Source organism: Vibrio sp. YT-18, assembly GCF_033337345.1.
Classification (GTDB): domain Bacteria; phylum Pseudomonadota; class Gammaproteobacteria; order Enterobacterales; family Vibrionaceae; genus Vibrio; species Vibrio alginolyticus.
On record NZ_JAWOQO010000001.1, the window covers coordinates 22,550 to 40,624 of the forward strand.

Below are 18,075 nucleotides of genomic sequence, written 5' to 3' on the forward strand. Positions count from 1 at the left end.
ATGCGATAGCGATTATAGGCTTACTTTTGACGGGCGTTACCCTCTGAGCATGACTGCCCAGAGGATAGAAAGCGCATTAGCTTTTTGCTAACGATTGATGTTGTATCGAGCCATTGCAGCTTCTTCTGACGATACAACCGTTTTACCAATTGGTGCGAGTGAAATAACCGCTAGCTTGAGGTGTTGGAGCGCAAACGGAATGCCGATTATGGTGACAAAGCATGCTGCGGCAGAAAGTACGTGACCGATAGCTAACCAAAGGCCTGCAAACACAAACCAAAGGACGTTACCAATAACGCCGAGCGGACTCGTGCCAATGTCCATTTCATTGGTCAATTCATCGCGTGAGATGGCCTCTTTACCGAATGGGAAAAAGGAAAAATTACCCATAACGATACACGCACGCCCCCAAGGTATTCCGATGATGCTAATAAAGGCCAAAATACCAAAAAACCACCATAGCAACCCCATAAATACGCCACCAAATACAAACCAAATGATGTTACCAAGTGTTCTCATTCTATTTCCTTTATTCTTGAATGTGATGATTCAGATACCTGAGAGCACCGTAAAACAAATCTAAACCGTCTGTTTTGTCAATGTGTGCTTTTGTGCCCTCATTCACCTGATTGATAGAATAATCGCCGTAGTCTTAACAGAGAATGAATGCCTTCCTTAATGCAAGTCTTTTTAGTATAGAGCGTAATACTCAATCAAGCATATAGCCAAGAATCGCATTATCTAGAGACAACTTTCTCGAGATATTGACAAATTTGCTCTGCCAATCGATGGCTGGCAATGTTGCGTGTTACTACTTCATCAGCAATATTTCCAGACTCAACGACGCCAAACCAATCGAGCAACATCGAATGGAAACCTTTACTCGTCAGCATTGGCGTCCAGTCTTTCAAATTGATTTTTTGCTCTTGGTTAGCTTGCCATAGTTTGCCTTCAACGAAGGAGTCGAACTCAACTGCCTTGTTTGCATAACAAGCTTGAACGCGCTCTGTAGTGATACCGAAGTGGCGATTCATCGAGGCGTGGAGCAAAGTATCTCCATGTTGCCACTGAATATCTAAACGCGCCAACTGACCACCTTCAAGTTGATGAGTTACATAAGCATCTTTTAGATCGGCTTTGGCTGTGACGTTAACGCTGTCTAATGGGTGAATAAAATCATCAAATATAAAGGTACGAACATCCCCCGGTAGTTGGTGACGGTTCTTTTCCCAGCGTAGCGACTTTAAGTCATATATGTTGCCTTGCTGCACTTGTGGCATATGTTGGTTGTAAAGTGGAATGTGACGACGGTTAAAGCCCACATAGAGTGGCTGTCTCTCTTTTTCGGCAATGTCGTACAGCTTTTCCACGTCATCAGCACTGTTCGCTAATGGTTTGTCGACAAAGGTTGGAATTCCATGCTGCAGAAAAAATGCCGCTATTTGAGGGTGTACGCTTGTTGCCGCATGAATCATGACGGCATCGACGCCAAAGTGTAGAAGTTGCTGGTAGTCTTGGCAGATCTCTGAGATTCGATACTGCTTAGCCAGGCTCTCAAGTGTGTTTGGGTTGCGGGTACAAAATACAAGTTCGATATTTGGAAGCTGAGTGATAACAGGAAGGTATGCTTTCTGAGCGATATCCCCTAGACCAATAATACCAATTTTCATCCTAGTCCTTATCTCGATGTATGGGTCGCGGACTGTCAGTATAACGCTTGGCGCGGCGATGAGTTTAAATACCTTGTTAGAAAAAGCCTGATTCACACTTTGAGCCAGGCTTTATTGAATGATTTAGGAAACGGCTCGGCAGGCTTTGAATATATCTAACTTGCTATCGTAGGCTTGAGTTTGTACATCCATAATGCCTAATAAAGAGTGGAACACGTTATCATGTGAGTATTGGCCTGCATTCTGTGCTTGTTTATACAAACAGTCGGTATTGATCTGCTTCGCTTGTTTAAAGCCCGAAGACAGCCACATAATCAAAGGAACGCGTTTTTGGAAATCTGGTGCAAGGCCATAAGGCATACCATGTAAGAACAATCCGTTTTCGCCTAGTGACTCACCGTGATCCGATATATAAATTAGCGCGGTATTATACTCAGACTCTAACGCTTTAAGTTTTTTGATGGTTTCTGCCAATACATGATCGGTGTAGCGTATTGTATTGTCATATGTGTTCACTATTTGTTCGATGCTACAGTTTTCGATATCTGCACGTGGACAGTCTGGTTTAAAGAAGGCGTTGTCTCTTGGGTAACGCTGAAAGTAGGTCGGACCGTGGCTTCCTATAAGGTGCATGGCGACCACTCGGTTACCGTGCATATCCGCGACTTCCTGATCAAAATGATCTAATAGCGCCATGTCGTAACAAGTTTGGCCATTACACATAGGGCTTACTTGCTTTCGATCCACTTCGATTTTCTTGATCTTGTGGGCTACTTCTTTATCCCCACCGTCATTTTCTTTCCAAATGAGGTCAACCCCGGCGCGCTGCATTATATCGAGAGCATTGTCCTGGTTATCCGCTTTGGTGCGTTCAAACTCGTTTCGCGTGAGCTGTGAAAACATACAAGGCACAGATACAGCAGTCGCGGTGCCACAAGATGCGACGTCTTGAAATGAGATAACATCCAATTTACTAGTATAAGGGTTTGTCTCTCGTGTATAGCCATTGAGTTGGTAGTTCTGCGTTCGAGCGGTTTCTCCTACGACAAAAACCAGTAGTGTTGGTTTGTGCTGTGCTTGCTGTACGGCGCTATCTGACTGCTTTGCATCTGTGCCGATTTCTCGATATGGCTGTGGCGTGGTGAAATATTTCTCCTTCACATACCCGGTCGCGCTGTAAACGAACTGGGTGGGTATGATGATTTTTTTTAGGTGGCTATTGTTGCGCCCTACAGATGCGTAGTCTTGATAGTACACGCTGGCAATGACGGCGATGACAGCTAGCGACGACAGCATCGATACTAATTTGGTAACAGAGAAGTACAGTAATTGGTGACGTTGAGATTGCAGCTTGACCTTAAAGACAATCATCGCTGGGATAACTCCCATAATCAGCGTCCAAATTACAGAGTGAGCACTCAGGTAAGAACTCGCCTCGCTCGAATCGGTTTCAACAATATTGGCAATCATTCCAGAATCGAAAAGTGTGCCATAGTTATAGCTTGCGTAGCTCACCATACTTGAAACAATGATTAAAATTATAAAGAACGGCTTGCCGATCCAAGGCCAACTAAATAAATTAAAAAGGAAATTGAGCGCGGCAAGAAAGAAAATTGGTATTGTGATAATAAATCCAATCTTGACATTATCTAAGTGTGTAAAGATGCCGATCAGTTCTTTATAAATAGGGATATTTACGACGAGAGCGAAATACAGCGCCAACAGGAAAGTAAAGGTAACGTAAGAGATACCTCTCTGTTGTAAATCATGTGTCTTCATAATGAGTGTCTTGAATAAAAATTAGAGCAAGAACGAAGCCCAAATAAAAAGGGCAAGAGTTAACGCAACAAATACTGCTGCTGAACCAATATCTTTGGCTCTACCACTGAGCTCGTGCCAGTCATCGCTAACACGGTCGACAACCGCTTCTACGGCGGAATTAATGAGTTCGACGATCAATACCAAGAACAGGCTACTGATCATCAGCACTCTTTCGTATGTGGTGACAGGAAGGAAAAAAGCACAGACGGAAAGCACCAAGGCGAGAATCAGTTCTTGTCTAAAAGCGGCTTCGTGTGTCCATGCGGCTTTCAATCCTTGAAATGAATAGCCGGTCGCATCCATGACACGGCGTATACCTGTTTTACCTGGCTTCAAAATATGACCTTACTATTTAAGCATTGGGATGGAACACATATCCCAGAGAGGTAACGAGATTAATCGTTACAGCGTGAAACATTTGTGAATAGAATCCATCGCGCGATAATTTAAGAAAAGTGCTTATTTAATCAAGATCGTAGACGGTATAGCCTTTGTTCTGGAGACATTTACGCAATACGAGAGATTGGGTTTTGGTTGAATCATTTGTTCCACTCAAAGCACCAGCTCCAGCTCCTACAGCACCGCCGGCAGCAGCACCGACAGCCGCTCCACCTAATCCGTCTTCTAGCGCACCAGCAGCTGCGCCGATCAATGCGCCTGTAACTGCCCCATTAGTGGCTTCAGATTTCGCTGCCTCTGATTTGTCGACATTTTCTGCATAGCCTTGGCAGTAAAGAAAGTCTTGTTCATATGTACTAGGGTCAACATTGGTCATGTCGACGACAGGTTTTTGGTTGTAGGCGCAAGCTGTAAGCGTAGAAGTAAGCGCCATAATCAGGATAAAAGATTTATACATGAGTACTATCCATTTAGTGTGTGAATCTTATGGATTAAATGTACACTGTTTTATTGTTGGGCTCTGTCGCTTGAGTGTATTGAAGTGTCGTCTTCTGTAAACGGGGTAGGAAGGTTAAGTTAACTGTCTGATTTTTTGAGGCTAAGTGTGAAGCAAGCTCCTCCAAGTGGGCTATGGCAAATCGAAACTTCTCCACGTTGAAGCTCCATTATCTGTCTGACAATCGCCAAACCGAGCCCAAACCCGCTCGTCTTTTTGTTGCGAGATTCATCCGCGCTGTAAAATGGTTCGAATAGATGAGGCCAATGCTTTTCTTCAATACCTATGCCATCATCATGAACATTGATGAAGCAGCGGTGCTGATCGTGTTTTATCTCCACTAAAATCTGCTTATCTGCGTACCGCATTGCATTGCGCAGCAAGTTATCTAAGGCTCGCTTTAACAATTTTGGGTCAGCAAACGCGAGAACGTTTTCTGAGTTTACTTCTTGAAGCGAGATAGCGAGCGTAGTCTCTTTTTGCCATCTCTGTCGTAATTCTTTGACTAAGTTGAATAGGACGACTTCTTCTTGAGTTTGTAATGCTGTGTCAGGACGCTCCATCTTTGCGTAGTAAAGCAATTCTTCAACCATTTCTTCCATCTCGTCAATGTCTTCGACGATACTGTAAACATACTTTTTCTGTTGTTCAGTTAAGGTTGAATCCGATAACAAATCTGCTTGCCATTGTAAGCGGAAGATTGGGGTACGCAATTCATGTGCAACGGCGTTAGTTAGCATTTTATTGCTAGTGATCAAGCGAGATACTTTATCGGCCATCGTGTTAAAGCTTTTGTTTAACGTCCCAACAGACTTAGCGCTTGAGGTACTAGCTCGAGCCTTGAAGTTACCTGAGGCAAACTCAACGGTCACTCTCTCTAGCTCTCGAATCCGACGGCTTAAGAACCAGATCAACAATATGCAATACAGAGCAAATCCAGCTAAAAAGAACAACCAAACGATATTGTCATCAAAGTTGGCAGCTTTAACCACAGGGCTATTCGGATTATCGCTCATTTTAAAGATAGGCGTGCTCGCATCTAGGCGGAACCAGATATCCCTTTCTTCATCGTAAGCGACGTTAACGGAGGTATCATTTTCAAACGCCTTTTTGATGTCTGTTGGAAGCTCTTCAAGCGTATGAGGCACCAACAAACGATGGCTTGATGTGGCAAATTGTTCCAACTGTTGTTGAGTATATTCTAATCCGTGTTCTTTATAGATAGGGTAGATCAGATCGTGAAAAGCTTGACCCTCATGCTCTTGTAACAGGTAGTCATAATCTGTGTTGATCTCATAAACTAAGAACTCGTATCCCCACAAGCTAGCCATAAACAGAATGATAAGGCCAACAAAGCTTTCCAGATAAATCCGTCTCATTATTCATTCCATGCATCAGGCATAAATAGGTAGCCTTTGCCGCGAACGGTAATGATTTTTTGTGGTGAGCAAGAAGCATCGCCTAGCTTCTTTCTCAGTGTCACTATGCGATTATCAATGGTGCGGTCTGTTCCATCGTATTCAATACCACGCAGTGTTTTGGTCAGCCACTCGCGTGATAGTGTTTTTTCAGCATGCGTTGCAAGAACCCACAACAAATCGAACTCGCCGTCTGTCAGCGCAATTTCTTCTTGGTTCATTACGCACGATTTACGCAATCGGTTTAAACACAGAACACCAATTTGTAGGCCGTTTTCGGACTCGGTAGGCGCCGCCTCTTTTCTTCTTAATAGCATGCGAATACGAGCCAGCAATACGCGAGGTTTGATGGGTTTAGTAACAAAGTCATCTGCGCCTATTTCTAATGCGGCGACATGATCGAAGTCATCATCACTTGCTGTCAGCATCAACACTTTGCCTTTGTAGCATTCTCGGATTTGACGACATACACTCAGACCATCTTGCCCGGGTAGCATCAAATCTAACAGCACCACGTCTGGTTGTGTGTCAATAATCGCATTGGGTGCGTCCGTCCCATTGTCGATACATTTGACCTGAAAACCTTGTTCAACAAAATACTCTCCCAACATAGTTTGTAATTTGGGATCGTCTTCCACAATGATTAGAGATGGTTTGATTTGTTGTGCGTTCATTTAAGTGATGTATACAATATTTAATATCAATGGAACTTAAACAAATTTACGAATTATTTCAAATAAAGCTTTCTCAGAATAAGGTTATCGGATGAGTTAACTGGATAAAATTGCCAATTAATGATTTAAATCTAATCACCAATCACATTTCGAGAGATGTAAAAAGGCGCAACGTTTGCGCCTAGGTATGGAATCTTAAAGCGAAATTACCGCTTATTCGGTGGTACATACGACGCTGTTGTCGCTGCCAAATGCATTTGGAACGTAAGCATCAGCTTGTGGGTCATTTTCCCACTTCGCGTCATCGAGCAAGTAACGGAACTGAACATTCTGCGCTTTAGGTAAGCGGGTTTTAAATTTAAACTGACGACTTTTCTTCACTAATTTCATCGGTTCTGGCTGCCAGTTGTTGAAGTCTCCAGCAATTTGGACAGAGTCCCACTGATCTTTATCTAGCTCGAACGTGACTTCGACTTCATCTTTTGTCTTAAAGAATCTTTTTTTAAGCATTGATCTTTCCTTGTTCGTACAAAAACCGTTCTAACTATTACTCGTGTTTCATAATGATTTCAAGTTTTATCGAATTGTTGCTGGTATCTGATGAGGGGAGTATCCGAACGGTGAATAGCTCGTTGTGCTGGTTTCGTGTACTGAGGGAGCGTTAGAGAGAAAATTCACTAGCCTAAAATGGTCAAAGAACAGAGTTTGTTAGCGAGCCGAGAGTCCGTATCTTGAAGTCAAATCGTTATCATGTATTATCTTAAATCACCATTTTCCTTGATGTAGCTATGTTGAAGTTTAACCGTACATTGTTGACTGCGATAGTTTGCTTAGTTGCTATGCTTTTGAGTAGTGTCGCTCCTGTGGCGCAGGCTTCCGCTCCGATGAAAACAATTGAAGTACGCGATCTTATTGTTCAACAGGCTGCTCTGCACAAACAACTTGGCGTCAATGACGACTGCGTAGAATCACATCACGATGAGTCAGCCATCAATAAGGCACAACAATCTCACACGAGTTGTAGCTCTTCCTGCATGGTCAAAATTCCCGCCAACTTATCTCAAAACGACTTACTGCTTCTTCCTTATAGCCTTGCCTTGATTGATAGGCCTCTAGTCGAAAAAGTAGTGACAGTGAGCACCAAACTTTATCGTCCTCCGATTGTTTAATTCCTCATCTCAAATTACTTGGGGTTTCCCCCTTTTTACCAAATGAAATGATTTGGCATTTGAATGCCATAAGGAAATAAACAATGAAAAAACTACTTGCCTTATGTAGTGCACTTTTACTGACTTTTACCGCTCATGCAGCGCAATTTGAAGAAGGGAAGCACTACAAAGTTCTGGATGTTAAGAAAGCATCGAAACCTGTTGTGACGGAATTCTTTTCTTTTTATTGCCCACATTGCTACAAGTTTGAGTCGCTTATTGAGCGTTTAAAACCTGCTCTGCCAAAAGAGGCAAAGTTTGAAAAGGTACATGTGGGGTTCATGGGCGGAGATATGGCGATTCCGATGGCCAAGTCCTACGCGACGATGGTGTCGCTAGGAGTTGAAGATACAATGATTCCTGCTATGTTTGCCCAAATTCATCAAAAGCGACAAGCGCCAAAAGACGAAGCTGAGCTGAAACAGCTGTTCGTTGATAATGGCGTCGAAGGTAAGAAGTTTGATGCGGCGTACAATAGTTTCGCCGTAAACTCAATGCAGAAAGGTTTTGATAAGCAATTCTCTGCCAGCACGTTGAGAGGGGTTCCGGGTGTGGTTGTGAACAATAAATACATTGTTTTGGCCAACGAAATTCGTACTTACGACGAGTACAATCAATTAGTTAATTACTTATTGACGCTGTAACTGTAAATAGCATTGAAGCTTAAAAATGGCGACGGTAGAGTCGCCATTTTTTATGCTTATCACTTTCGTATTATCTAAGAACGCTTGTACATGCTTGAGTCGGAACACTAGTCATAAATATGGCATGCGGATAAAACAAGCTAGCAGCAGTGATTGCAACATTACATGGCTGAGCAATCGTGGTTTTAATCACATTGGTAAGCACGGCTCCTGTATTATTTACTGTTTGAGCGGCGGCTTGTTGTGCTTGGTAAGACACGCAACCTGTCGTTGCATTGATCATCGCAGTGCTAAACAAAAGTTTGCGAAAAAACATATTCATATCCTTTGTGAATGCTTTGAATTACTTATATGTGGATTGGTTCATAAATGAAACAAAACAGTGTTCAAAATATGTGTGCATTCACGAAATGAACATTGTTTTATAAAAAGACGTTTTTTTGTGATCTTAGTACTGGACAGACCAGGTTATGAAACTAAAGCCAATCCGTGCATTACGATTACGCCGAAGGTCAGTTTGCTCCTCATTCCTTGATATCCCTTGGGCTCGGCGTCTTGTTCGACTTTCCTCACGAGCTTTTCTGCATACCAAACAGCAAGGTACCCAATTGCTAAGAGTAGGGTTGCGACTGCGTAATGTTTGTGGCCCTGCAGTAATGCGCCCCAAGCCAGTAAGACAAAAAGGTTGCTGAGAATTAATATATTTCGGCTAAGGCGATGGTAGTAATGCTCAATGCCATTACCCCAAAGGATGCCGGATAAAAAACTTAATATAACGGCGCTATATGCGATGAAAAATTGCTGACCACTTAAATTGAAGAATGAGATGTCAGTGAAAATCAGCCCTAAACTAAACACAAATGGAACCAGGCCTAAGTAACCGAGTTGTAGCATGGTTGAGCGTGTTGTCATGGTCGTCACCTTATAATTGTTGCTCTATCATATTGGTAAGCGTAGTACTTGTCGGTGATGTGGAGCTTGGAAAAGTAGCAATAACTTTACCTTCAGAGCTAATTAGAAACTTGTAGAAGTTCCATTTTGGTTTTATGCCTGCTTGGTTAGTAATCTGGTTGAAGACTGGGTTCGCATCTACACCTAATACTGAAGAGCGAGCCATCATTGGAAAGGTGACCCCGTAATCGAGATAACAGACTTTCGCTGTGTTTGTTTCGCTTCCTCTATCTTGTCGAAAGTCATTGCTCGGGAAACCGATAACGGTGAAGTTTTGGTCTTTGTAAGTTTGATAGAGGGTTTCTAACTGTTCAAACTGAGGAGTGAAGCCGCACTGGCTTGCTGTATTGACGATTAGTAGTGTCTTTCCCTTAAAGCTTTCGCATAGATCGACTTCTTCCGTTGAGTTTAACAACCTTTGCTTACCTTGAAGAATATCAGGGCACTCAGATGCAAGAGCAAGCGAATTCATGGAGAGAAAGCTAACGAGAGCGGCGAGTTTCAGTAATCCTTTCATGGTGTTGTTCCCCTTGTTTTCAATAAGTATAACTACTCAAGTGCAAAGAGGATCGATCAAAAAAGCCGCACAAATGCGCGGCTTTTTTCAAGAGCTGAGATCTGACTATGCCAGTTTCAACTCGAACTGGTTCAGGTACATTACCATGTCTTCAATCGTCAGTACCGGCATGTTGTGCAGGCGACCGAATGCTACGATCTCCGGTGCCTTTGCCATCGTGCCATCTGGATTGGTCACTTCACACAGTACGCCAGCGGGTTGAAGCCCTGCCATTTGCATCAGATCAATCGTACCTTCTGTGTGACCACGGCGAGTCATTACACCACCTGGACGTGCGCGCAGAGGGAATACGTGACCCGGGCGAGCAAGATCTTCCGGTTTTGCGTGCGGGTTTGCCGCCGTTTTAATGGTCGTTACGCGGTCTGCTGCTGAAACACCCGTTGTTACACCAACTTTCGCTTCAATAGAAACCGTAAATGCGGTTTGGTTTGCGCTGTTGTTGTTTACCACCATTGGAGGCAGTTCCAGTTTGTCTGCTTGAGCATCTGTTAAGCACAAACAAACGATGCCGCTACATTCGCGGATCATCAATGCCATTTGCTCGTTAGTGAGGTGCTCGACTGAATAAATGATATCGCCTTCGTTTTCGCGATCTTCATCATCAAGAAGCAGTACGCCACGGCCTTCTTTTAAAGCGATAAGTGCGTTTTCAACGCGAGTAATTGGGTCGCCGAATTCGGCAAGTAGTGATGACTGATTCATGGTTAACTCCTAAATTTCACCAGAATCAGGGCGGTATGAGAGATCGCCGTAAAATACGATCAAAAAGAAGTGCACCAGCATTCTTAGCGATCTGACTCGCTATGCTGGTGTATTCTTATTCTCTTTCATCCGGACTATAACCGTCGGCTCTGGCATCTCACCAGATCTGCTGACCTCGACGAATCGAGCGCTCGCGGGCTCACTTGAAAAAGTATACCGCCGGTGGGGAATTTCGCCCCGCCCTGAGAACAATTAAAAATGTACCACTTCATCCAAGTTGTGAAGAAGTGGAGCTAGGATAGTACTGCGAACTGAATAGCTTGGAAAGTCGATTCCATCTGTATGATGGAAAAGTGTGCTATCGACGGAAATAATCTGTGCGAATAAAGTGATCAATCTGCTGCGGCACGAAGGTGTTGTAAATCAGGCTCGTATGCGTTTGCTTCACTTCGATATGATCTTGCATACCGTCCAGTCTTGTCTCTTCTACGGTAACGGTACCGTCCGACATGGTGTTGTCATTACGGATCAACAATGGGCGAGCGCCAATCGGCATCGTTCCTGCGATACTGCCGAGTTTTTGAGGGAAATCCCAGGCGTCATCATGTTTGTTTAATCCGTGGTGTGGCGAATTGCCTAAAATTGCACCCAATCCGAGATCTTGAATTCGACCTACAATGGACGCGCCTTTAAGAGGCGAACCGATAGCGACAACATGAGAGATTAAGTTAGTGCTCGGTTTTCTGTTGGCGAGATAGCGCTTAATCATCAAGCCCCCCAAGCTGTGTCCCACGAGCACGTTTGTGGTCAGTGGATTAAGCGAATGATCAATAGAATCAAACAGTGAAGACTCATCGATAGCAACAGTGTTATAGCTGAGTACTTGCGTTTCGTATCCGAGTTTTCTCAGCTTTTGGCTAAGAGGCTGCATGACCAGCCCATGCATATAAAGACCATGTAAGATGATGATTTTCATAATACCTCCTAGATTTATGACGTCGTAGATATCCTACTCTAATTGACAAGAAACTACTTGTGCTTTGTGGTGCATATTTACGTTTTGCTGCAAAGTTTGACTGCTGTAGCAAGCGACTCAGCCCAGTAAATCCTGTACTTGTTGTTGCAATTGATGACGATTTAAAGACGCAGGACTTAACACTTCACCGATAACAACATCCACTTTTGACCAAAAACGAGTCGGTCGTTTTGTGAGAGCATGTCCGCCTTTATGGCTGAAAAAAGAACCCCAAAGCCCTTTTAACGCCATAGGGATGACAGGAACAGGGTTACGTTCAAGGATTTTCTCTACACCAGGGCGAAACTCACCCAATTGACCGTTAGACGTTAAACGACCCTCAGGGAAGATACAGACAACCTCACCGTCGTAAAGTGCTTGTTCAATCTCCTCAAATGCTCGTCGGTAAGTGTCGGCACACTTACGTGGAGAACAGATCGGGATAACACCGGCATGAAGGAATACATATTTAAGAACAGGTAGCTCGCTGATGGACTTGTCCATCACAAAACGAACCGGGCGAGTAGAGGTTCCCATCAAAATCAATGCATCGACATAGCTAACATGGTTAGCCACGATTAACGCAGCACCTTGTTCAGGAATATGTTGGCGCCCCTTTACGGACACACGATACATACAATGGCTGAGTAAATAACTGATAAAGCGTTGTGTGAATTCCGGTACTTGACGATAGACATAGACTGCCACGAAGAAGTTACCTATTGCCATCATGGCAAACAGTTCCACAATAGAAAGCTCTAGTACGCTGAGTACAACGATCGAAACCAAAGCAGACACCACCATAAACAACGCATTCATGATGTTGTTAGCAGCAATGGCACGTGCACACTCCCCTTTGTTTGAACGCGATTGGATGAACGCATAAAGAGGAACAATAAAGACACCGCCGCTTACACCAACAAGGAACAGGTCAATCATGACGCGCAGATGTTTGGATTCAGCAACGAAGCTTTGCACATCATAAAAGTGCACCGGAAGCGATGGATAACTCGGGACTGCCCATAGCAAGTCGACGCCAAACACTGTCAGTCCAAGGATACCGAATGGCAAAATACCAAGCTCAACGTGGTTGAAAGAAAGTTTTTCACACAACCAAGAGCCTGTAGCGATACCAATGGAAAACAATGCCAACAGCAAAGAAACGACAGTGCTATCTGCGAACAAATGTTCGCGTGCGAAGTTAGGGAATTGAGTTAGGTAAGTCGCACCCATGAACCAGAACCAACTGATGGCAAGAATAGACATCCAGATGCCTCTCTGTTTTTTTGCCACTTTTAACGTGTTCTTTAAACCAGAAATCGGTTCAAATTTCGCTTTGTCATTCGATTGGCTAGGCATCGTTGGAATATTCACGCTGCTCATGAACCCAAGCAAAGACAAGGCAATCACGGTACAAGAAGCAATCAAGGTACCATTAGGAATGGCTAGCAGCAGGCCTGCGCTAAGCGTACCTATAAGAATCGAAAGAAACGTGCCCATTTCAACCCAAGCATTTCCTTTAACAAGCTCATTTGGTTTGAGCGCTTGTGGTAGCAAGGCGTATTTCACGGGACCAAAATAGGCCGATTGAGTGCCTGTCATAAACAGCAGAACCAGCATCAGCATGGCACTTTGGGTGGCAATAGCGGTTGCTGCGCAAGACATGATAGCTAGTTCGATGAGCTTTAGACGTCGGATTAATTTGGCTTTGTCCATGCTGTCAGCGACGGCACCAGCATGCGCTGAGAATAGAAAGAAAGGTAGGATGAATAAGCCTGCCGCCAAATTAACGAATAGATTGACGGATATTGGTAGGTTATCAATTTGGCTGTATGTCACCATCAATAACAGAACGTTTTTGTAGATGTTGTCATTGAGTGCGCCAAGGCATTGCGTCACAAAGTAAGGAAAAAAGCGTTTTGAGAAAAACATGCTGGCTCCGATTAAACAAAGTCGAATGAGATGGGAGCACTTTATGCTCAATGAACGATTAAACCAGCTTTCTCTTTCAAGTGACGTTGTATGCCACCAAAAGTAACGAAATTCGTTACTTTCATTTTCATTCGTTTATTGAGTTACTAATTCCGAGACTTCTGAGCAGGTTTTCTTTCCCATGGTTCAAACAAAGGGAACGTCCAACGACGCATCGCAATAATCAGAGAGGTGCCGTGCTTTTCGTCCATATCGAGAGAGCTATCATTTTGGCAAGCCTGATAAAACTCATCGATGACCTTTTGCAGTTTCTGTTGTAGCTTCTTGTTGCTTGGTACACTCATCAGTCCTGTTGCCATGGAGAACTTTTCATCTTCACCAGAAAAGTAGCTTTGGAAAAAGGCGTCTTGAACTTGCTGTTGGAAGAACCGTTGAATAGGGCCGCCCATCTGCCACTTAAATGTCGGAGATATACGCAAACGAATTTTGTTATTTGGCTGCAAGTCGATGATGTTCAGACGATCCAAATGAGCAAGCTTTTGCACCAGTTCCAACTCATTGAAGGTGTATTGCTGAACGATTTGCTCAAACTGATAGCCATTTACAACACAGATTGCCACGAGTAGCAGGGCTTTATCATCAACCAACTGCTTTTCTTGCTCTAACGTTAGCGACTCTAGACCTTTATTGTGCGCAGCCGCAAGCTTAAACAGGTCCGCCATTTCTAAACCAATCAATTGGCAAATGCGTTCTAAGCGTTCAAGACTAATGTGTTGACCTTCAGCGAGTAAACGTTTGACGCTTCCTTCACTTAAATCAAGGTGTTGTGCAACATCCGCATAATGCAGCCCAGCTAACTTTAGTTGGCGTTTAAGCTCTTTAATTAACGTATAGCTTTCTGACATTTACGCTGTTACCTCGTCGTGTAACTGCTCTAGGTACGTTTGCATAAAGGTTTTGCGTTTTTGCGCTTCGCGTCTTGCTGACTCTGTGTTCATAGTTTCGGCGATTTTGAATAACTTGGTCTGAAAGTGATCCAGAGTGAATTGTTTATCGTTAAGTTCACGTTCTTCGGCAAATATATCGCTGTCGTTGTAAAGTTGCGCGTTAAATTGAGTGCTGACTTGAATGCATCGCGTCACGCCAATTGCGCCTAAAGCGTCCAGACGGTCGGCATCTTGGACGATTTTGGCTTCTAACGTATTTGGCCTGATGTTTGCGCTAAAGCTGTGTGCCTCTATCGCATGAGCAATGGCATCATGATATTGCTGCGGATAATCGATACTCTCTAAAAATGCGACCGCTTTTTTGGCTGCGATGATTGAGCTCTCTTTGCGATTTGGGTGATCTTTCGGGTAAGTAAAGCAATCATGCAAATAGGCAGCCGGTAATACAATCGCGATGTCTGCATTTTCTTCTTTGCAGAGCTGTTTCGCTGTTTTGACCACGCGTTTTACGTGTTTAAGATCATGAGCTGCATCTACTTGCATCTCTTGCTGCATAAATTCCAAAAATTGCGGTTCTATCTGGTTTAATGACGTCATGGTTCATATCTACAACTAAAATGAAGTCAGAAGTATGCCCAACGCTTAGAATAATTTCCAAGTGCGATGGTGTAATTGAGATTCAGCCACCAGAACCTTGTGCAACGTTTGGTACTGAGCCGTTTTATATGGCCTTTCAATGTGTTCAGTGGTTTATGAGACAAGAATAGACAGAGCGAGCAGTGATGTTTACCAGTAGAAAAAAGGCCTGACGATGTCGTCAGGCCTTTTTAGTTTCGCCGATCTTTTTAGCGTTTGAACGTTACTTGCTCTGCTTGTTCAAGATGAATATGAGTTGTTGCAGGCTGTGTTTCTGCAATAACTTTACCGTGACGAACAGAGTAGCGAACCGGCACTTGGCGACGTACTGCGTCAAAACCATTTTCTGCGGGAAGAATCAGTAAACTACCTGGTTTGCCTTCTTCAATGCCGTGCTTATCTTGAATGTTCAGTGTACGTGCTGAATTGGTGCTGATCAGATCCAGTGAGTTGTTGATTTGGTCGTAACCCATCACCTGACACACGTGCAGACCCATATGCAGTACTTGCAGCATGTTTGCAGTGCCTAGTGGGTACCAAGGGTCAAATACATCATCGTGTCCAAAGCAGACGTTGATGTTGGCATTCAGCATCTCTTTCACTCGTGTTACGCCGCGACGTTTTGGGTAATCATCAAAACGTCCTTGTAAGTGAATGTTCACCAATGGATTTGCCACGAAGTTGATACCGGACATGCGTAATAAACGGAACAGGCGAGATGCGTATGCACCGTTGTAGGAACCCATCGCTGTGGTGTGACTGGCCGTGACTTTATTCCCCATATCAAACTTGTGCGCTAATGCTGCCAGTGTTTCAACGAACCGAGATTGTTCGTCATCGATTTCATCACAATGCACGTCGATCAGGCGGTCGTATTTTTTCGCTAACTCGAATACGTAGTGCAGCGATTCAATGCCATATTCGCGTGTGAATTCAAAGTGTGGAATCGCGCCAATCACGTCCGCACCTAATTTGACGGCTTCTTCTAGCAGCTCTTTGCCATTTGGGTAAGAGAGAATTCCTTCCTGCGGGAAGGCGACGATTTGGATATCTACCCATTCTTTCATCTCTTCACGCACTTCTACCATCGCTTTTAGGGCAATTAGGGTAGGGTCTGAAACATCGACGTGGGTACGAACGTGTTGTACGCCGTTTGCTATCTGCCATTTTAAGGTTTGTTTTGCGCGCGCTTTCACGTCTTCAATCGACAGCATTTCTTTGCGCTCAGCCCAACGTTCAATACCCTCAAACAATGTGCCAGAGATGTTCCAGCTTGGCTCTCCTGCGGTTTGAGTTGTATCTAAGTGAATGTGTGGCTCGCAGAAAGGCGCAACCGCCATACCGCCTTCAGCATCGATGATGTCACCGTTATGACTAAGCTCCACATCGTTGCTTTCAATGCGCTTGAATTGACCATCTTCAATCAAAATTTGCTGCAGACCTTCTTGTCCTTTTAGCGTTACGTTTTTGATCAGTAGTGTTGTCATGATGGTTCCTTACGCTGGCTGTGTAGCCAGTGCTTTTTTGTTGAGAACAGGATTAAGAATCAGGAAGCTAATTGCGCCGCCAAGTACAGCGTTAATCGGCACTACGCCAGGCAGGAAGTGTCCCGCACCAACGCCAATCACGACAGCGATAATGCCAGCCCAGTTAACGTTTTGGAATTGGGCGGCTTCAAAGTTTGCGTAGCGTTTACGGTTCGTGAAGAAGTCAGCGATGATCACACCGCCAATCGGTGGAATTGCCAAAGATAAGAAGGTCAGCCAGCCAACAAAGTTATTGTAGAGCCAGAGAGCGCAAAGTGTGCCAACAAGACCGTTCGCCATTGAGATGTATTTACTTGGTAAGCCTGTGATGTTGGAAAATCCAAGACCCGATGCGTAGAGCGCGTTGTCGTTGGTCGTCCAGATGTTCAAGCCAAGAACGATGATAGCTGGAATAAGAAGACCTTGCGCGATCATCACTTCAGAGATGTCTGATTGACCCGTCACCGACGCACCTGCCGCGCCAAAGATAAACATTAACGAGTTACCGATGAAAAATGCCACCATGGTGATCATCACGGCGCTGCGCGGCTTTTTACCAAAGCGTACGAAATCCGCCGTTAATGTACCAGCACTGACAAAAGAGCCGACAACCATCGCGAGAGCTATTGAAAAATCGAGTGGCTCGGTTGGTTGAACCTGTTGTAGTTCGCTTATACCGCCAACACTATTTACTGCCTCGATGACAGAGTAGCCGCCAAGTAGCGCAATGGCAGGAACGGCAATTGCTGACAACACCATCAGTGCGGAGATGCCAAAGTAAACGGTCGCGGTCATGAGCAAACCGGAGACGAGGATCAAAGTATTGGTATCGATGCCCGTTGCTTTGTGCACCGGAATCGCAAACATCGCGACACCAACTCCAAACCACCCAACTTGAGTACCGCCAAGAAGAGCAGAAGGAAGCCAAGAGCCTTTAGAACCAAAAGAGAAACGAGCAAGAAGGTGAGTAGAGAGACCAGTAGAAGCGCCGATGTAACCGAGGAAAGAAGTGTAAATACCGAGGATTAGGTTACCGATGAGAACAGCGAGGAAAAAATCATTAAAGGAGAGCCCAGTACCGAGAGAACCCCCAGTCCACATACTTGCGGAGAAAAAAGTGAGTCCTAACATCACCATTGTAAGTGACGCCACGCCTTTTCTGGCCGTGTTAGGAACTGGTCCAAGACTGTAGTTATTGTCTCCAGCCATTATTACCTCCGCACATTGAAATATTAAATTATAGCACCTGATTTTCAGGCAAACGGCGCGTATTATCGTGATGTAAATTTAATAGTCAATGATAAAATTGCAATTTAAACGTTTGCTTTGTTTTTGATGTGTATTTTTTCTTTTAATAACAATGGTTTGATTTTTAAATTCTAAAGGTGGAAATTTTGATTTTACGTATTTTCTATGATTTATAGACAGGTTTTCTATGTGAAATGAATGTTTTGAATTG

At 44.0% G+C, this 18,075-nt stretch carries 20 protein-coding genes and 1 riboswitch; of the genes, 2 read left to right on the forward strand and 18 right to left on the reverse strand.

The window, feature by feature from the left end; translation table 11 throughout:
* Positions 1-87: 87 nt before the first annotated feature.
* The 8 genes from R7M72_RS00100 to R7M72_RS00135 form a co-directional block, all read right to left on the reverse strand.
* The gene (locus R7M72_RS00100; RefSeq protein WP_005373685.1) at positions 88-519 is read right to left on the reverse strand and encodes a YccF domain-containing protein; all 432 of its coding nucleotides are present in this window, start codon (positions 517-519) and stop codon (positions 88-90) included.
* A 218-nt stretch (positions 520-737) separates the two neighbouring features.
* Positions 738-1,670, reverse strand: a complete 933-nt coding sequence (locus R7M72_RS00105) for a Gfo/Idh/MocA family protein (RefSeq protein WP_042522689.1) — start codon at positions 1,668-1,670, stop codon at positions 738-740.
* A gap of 123 nt (positions 1,671-1,793) precedes the next feature.
* Positions 1,794-3,449 (reverse strand): phosphoethanolamine transferase, encoded by a 1,656-nt coding sequence (locus R7M72_RS00110; protein ID WP_170890196.1) that lies wholly within the window; start codon positions 3,447-3,449, stop codon positions 1,794-1,796.
* Between the two features lie 21 nt (positions 3,450-3,470).
* Positions 3,471-3,827 (reverse strand): diacylglycerol kinase, encoded by a 357-nt coding sequence (locus R7M72_RS00115; RefSeq protein ID WP_017635149.1) that lies wholly within the window; start codon positions 3,825-3,827, stop codon positions 3,471-3,473.
* A 127-nt stretch (positions 3,828-3,954) separates the two neighbouring features.
* Entirely contained in the window at positions 3,955-4,347 is a 393-nt protein-coding gene (locus R7M72_RS00120; protein WP_005373677.1) for a glycine zipper family protein, read from the reverse strand.
* Between the two features lie 119 nt (positions 4,348-4,466).
* Positions 4,467-5,765, reverse strand: coding sequence for an ATP-binding protein (locus tag R7M72_RS00125; protein WP_042522686.1), 1,299 nt, complete (start codon positions 5,763-5,765; stop codon positions 4,467-4,469).
* Positions 5,765-6,478, reverse strand: coding sequence for a response regulator (locus R7M72_RS00130; RefSeq protein ID WP_005373673.1), 714 nt, complete (start codon positions 6,476-6,478; stop codon positions 5,765-5,767). The genes R7M72_RS00125 and R7M72_RS00130 overlap by 1 nt, the downstream gene beginning before the upstream one ends.
* Before the next feature lie 213 nt (positions 6,479-6,691).
* Positions 6,692-6,988: an isoamylase early set domain-containing protein gene (locus R7M72_RS00135; protein WP_005373671.1), complete on the reverse strand. Its 297-nt coding sequence runs from the start codon at positions 6,986-6,988 to the stop codon at positions 6,692-6,694.
* A 278-nt stretch (positions 6,989-7,266) separates the two neighbouring features.
* Here R7M72_RS00135 and R7M72_RS00140 point away from each other — a divergent pair, with 278 nt between their 5' ends.
* Positions 7,267-7,647 (forward strand): hypothetical protein, encoded by a 381-nt coding sequence (locus R7M72_RS00140; protein ID WP_258494753.1) that lies wholly within the window; start codon positions 7,267-7,269, stop codon positions 7,645-7,647.
* A gap of 83 nt (positions 7,648-7,730) precedes the next feature.
* Entirely contained in the window at positions 7,731-8,330 is a 600-nt protein-coding gene (locus tag R7M72_RS00145; protein ID WP_005373667.1) for a thiol:disulfide interchange protein DsbA/DsbL, read from the forward strand.
* A 70-nt stretch (positions 8,331-8,400) separates the two neighbouring features.
* On the opposite strand, the gene R7M72_RS00150 is transcribed toward R7M72_RS00145, so the two are convergent.
* The 10 genes from R7M72_RS00150 to codB all read right to left on the reverse strand — a co-directional run bounded on the left by R7M72_RS00150 (position 8,401) and on the right by codB (position 17,825).
* Complete coding sequence (locus R7M72_RS00150; RefSeq protein ID WP_005373664.1) at positions 8,401-8,646, reverse strand: hypothetical protein; 246 nt, start codon at positions 8,644-8,646, stop codon at positions 8,401-8,403.
* A gap of 152 nt (positions 8,647-8,798) precedes the next feature.
* Positions 8,799-9,242 carry a DUF3429 domain-containing protein gene (locus R7M72_RS00155; RefSeq protein WP_042522685.1) on the reverse strand — a complete coding sequence of 148 codons (444 nt, stop codon included), beginning with the start codon at positions 9,240-9,242 and terminating at the stop codon, positions 8,799-8,801.
* Positions 9,243-9,252: 10 nt separating this feature from the next.
* On the reverse strand, positions 9,253-9,798 hold the full coding sequence (locus R7M72_RS00160) for a glutathione peroxidase (protein WP_054577749.1): 546 nt from the start codon (positions 9,796-9,798) through the stop codon (positions 9,253-9,255).
* Positions 9,799-9,903: 105 nt separating this feature from the next.
* Positions 9,904-10,560, reverse strand: a complete 657-nt coding sequence (gene ribB / locus R7M72_RS00165) for a 3,4-dihydroxy-2-butanone-4-phosphate synthase (protein ID WP_005373655.1) — start codon at positions 10,558-10,560, stop codon at positions 9,904-9,906.
* 113 nt (positions 10,561-10,673) lie between these two features.
* Positions 10,674-10,814, reverse strand: a riboswitch (FMN riboswitch).
* 104 nt (positions 10,815-10,918) lie between these two features.
* Entirely contained in the window at positions 10,919-11,536 is a 618-nt protein-coding gene (locus R7M72_RS00170) for a hypothetical protein (RefSeq protein ID WP_005373653.1), read from the reverse strand.
* Positions 11,537-11,653: 117 nt separating this feature from the next.
* A complete protein-coding gene (locus tag R7M72_RS00175; RefSeq protein WP_318055970.1) occupies positions 11,654-13,507 on the reverse strand; it encodes an MFS transporter in 1,854 nt (617 codons plus the stop codon).
* 146 nt (positions 13,508-13,653) lie between these two features.
* The gene (locus R7M72_RS00180) at positions 13,654-14,412 is read right to left on the reverse strand and encodes a helix-turn-helix domain-containing protein (protein ID WP_213910133.1); all 759 of its coding nucleotides are present in this window, start codon (positions 14,410-14,412) and stop codon (positions 13,654-13,656) included.
* Positions 14,413-15,051, reverse strand: coding sequence for an HD domain-containing protein (locus R7M72_RS00185; RefSeq protein ID WP_065275174.1), 639 nt, complete (start codon positions 15,049-15,051; stop codon positions 14,413-14,415).
* 248 nt (positions 15,052-15,299) lie between these two features.
* The gene (locus tag R7M72_RS00190; RefSeq protein WP_104980493.1) at positions 15,300-16,577 is read right to left on the reverse strand and encodes a cytosine deaminase; all 1,278 of its coding nucleotides are present in this window, start codon (positions 16,575-16,577) and stop codon (positions 15,300-15,302) included.
* Between the two features lie 9 nt (positions 16,578-16,586).
* A complete protein-coding gene (codB, locus tag R7M72_RS00195; protein WP_064354865.1) occupies positions 16,587-17,825 on the reverse strand; it encodes a cytosine permease in 1,239 nt (412 codons plus the stop codon).
* Positions 17,826-18,075: the final 250 nt, after the last annotated feature.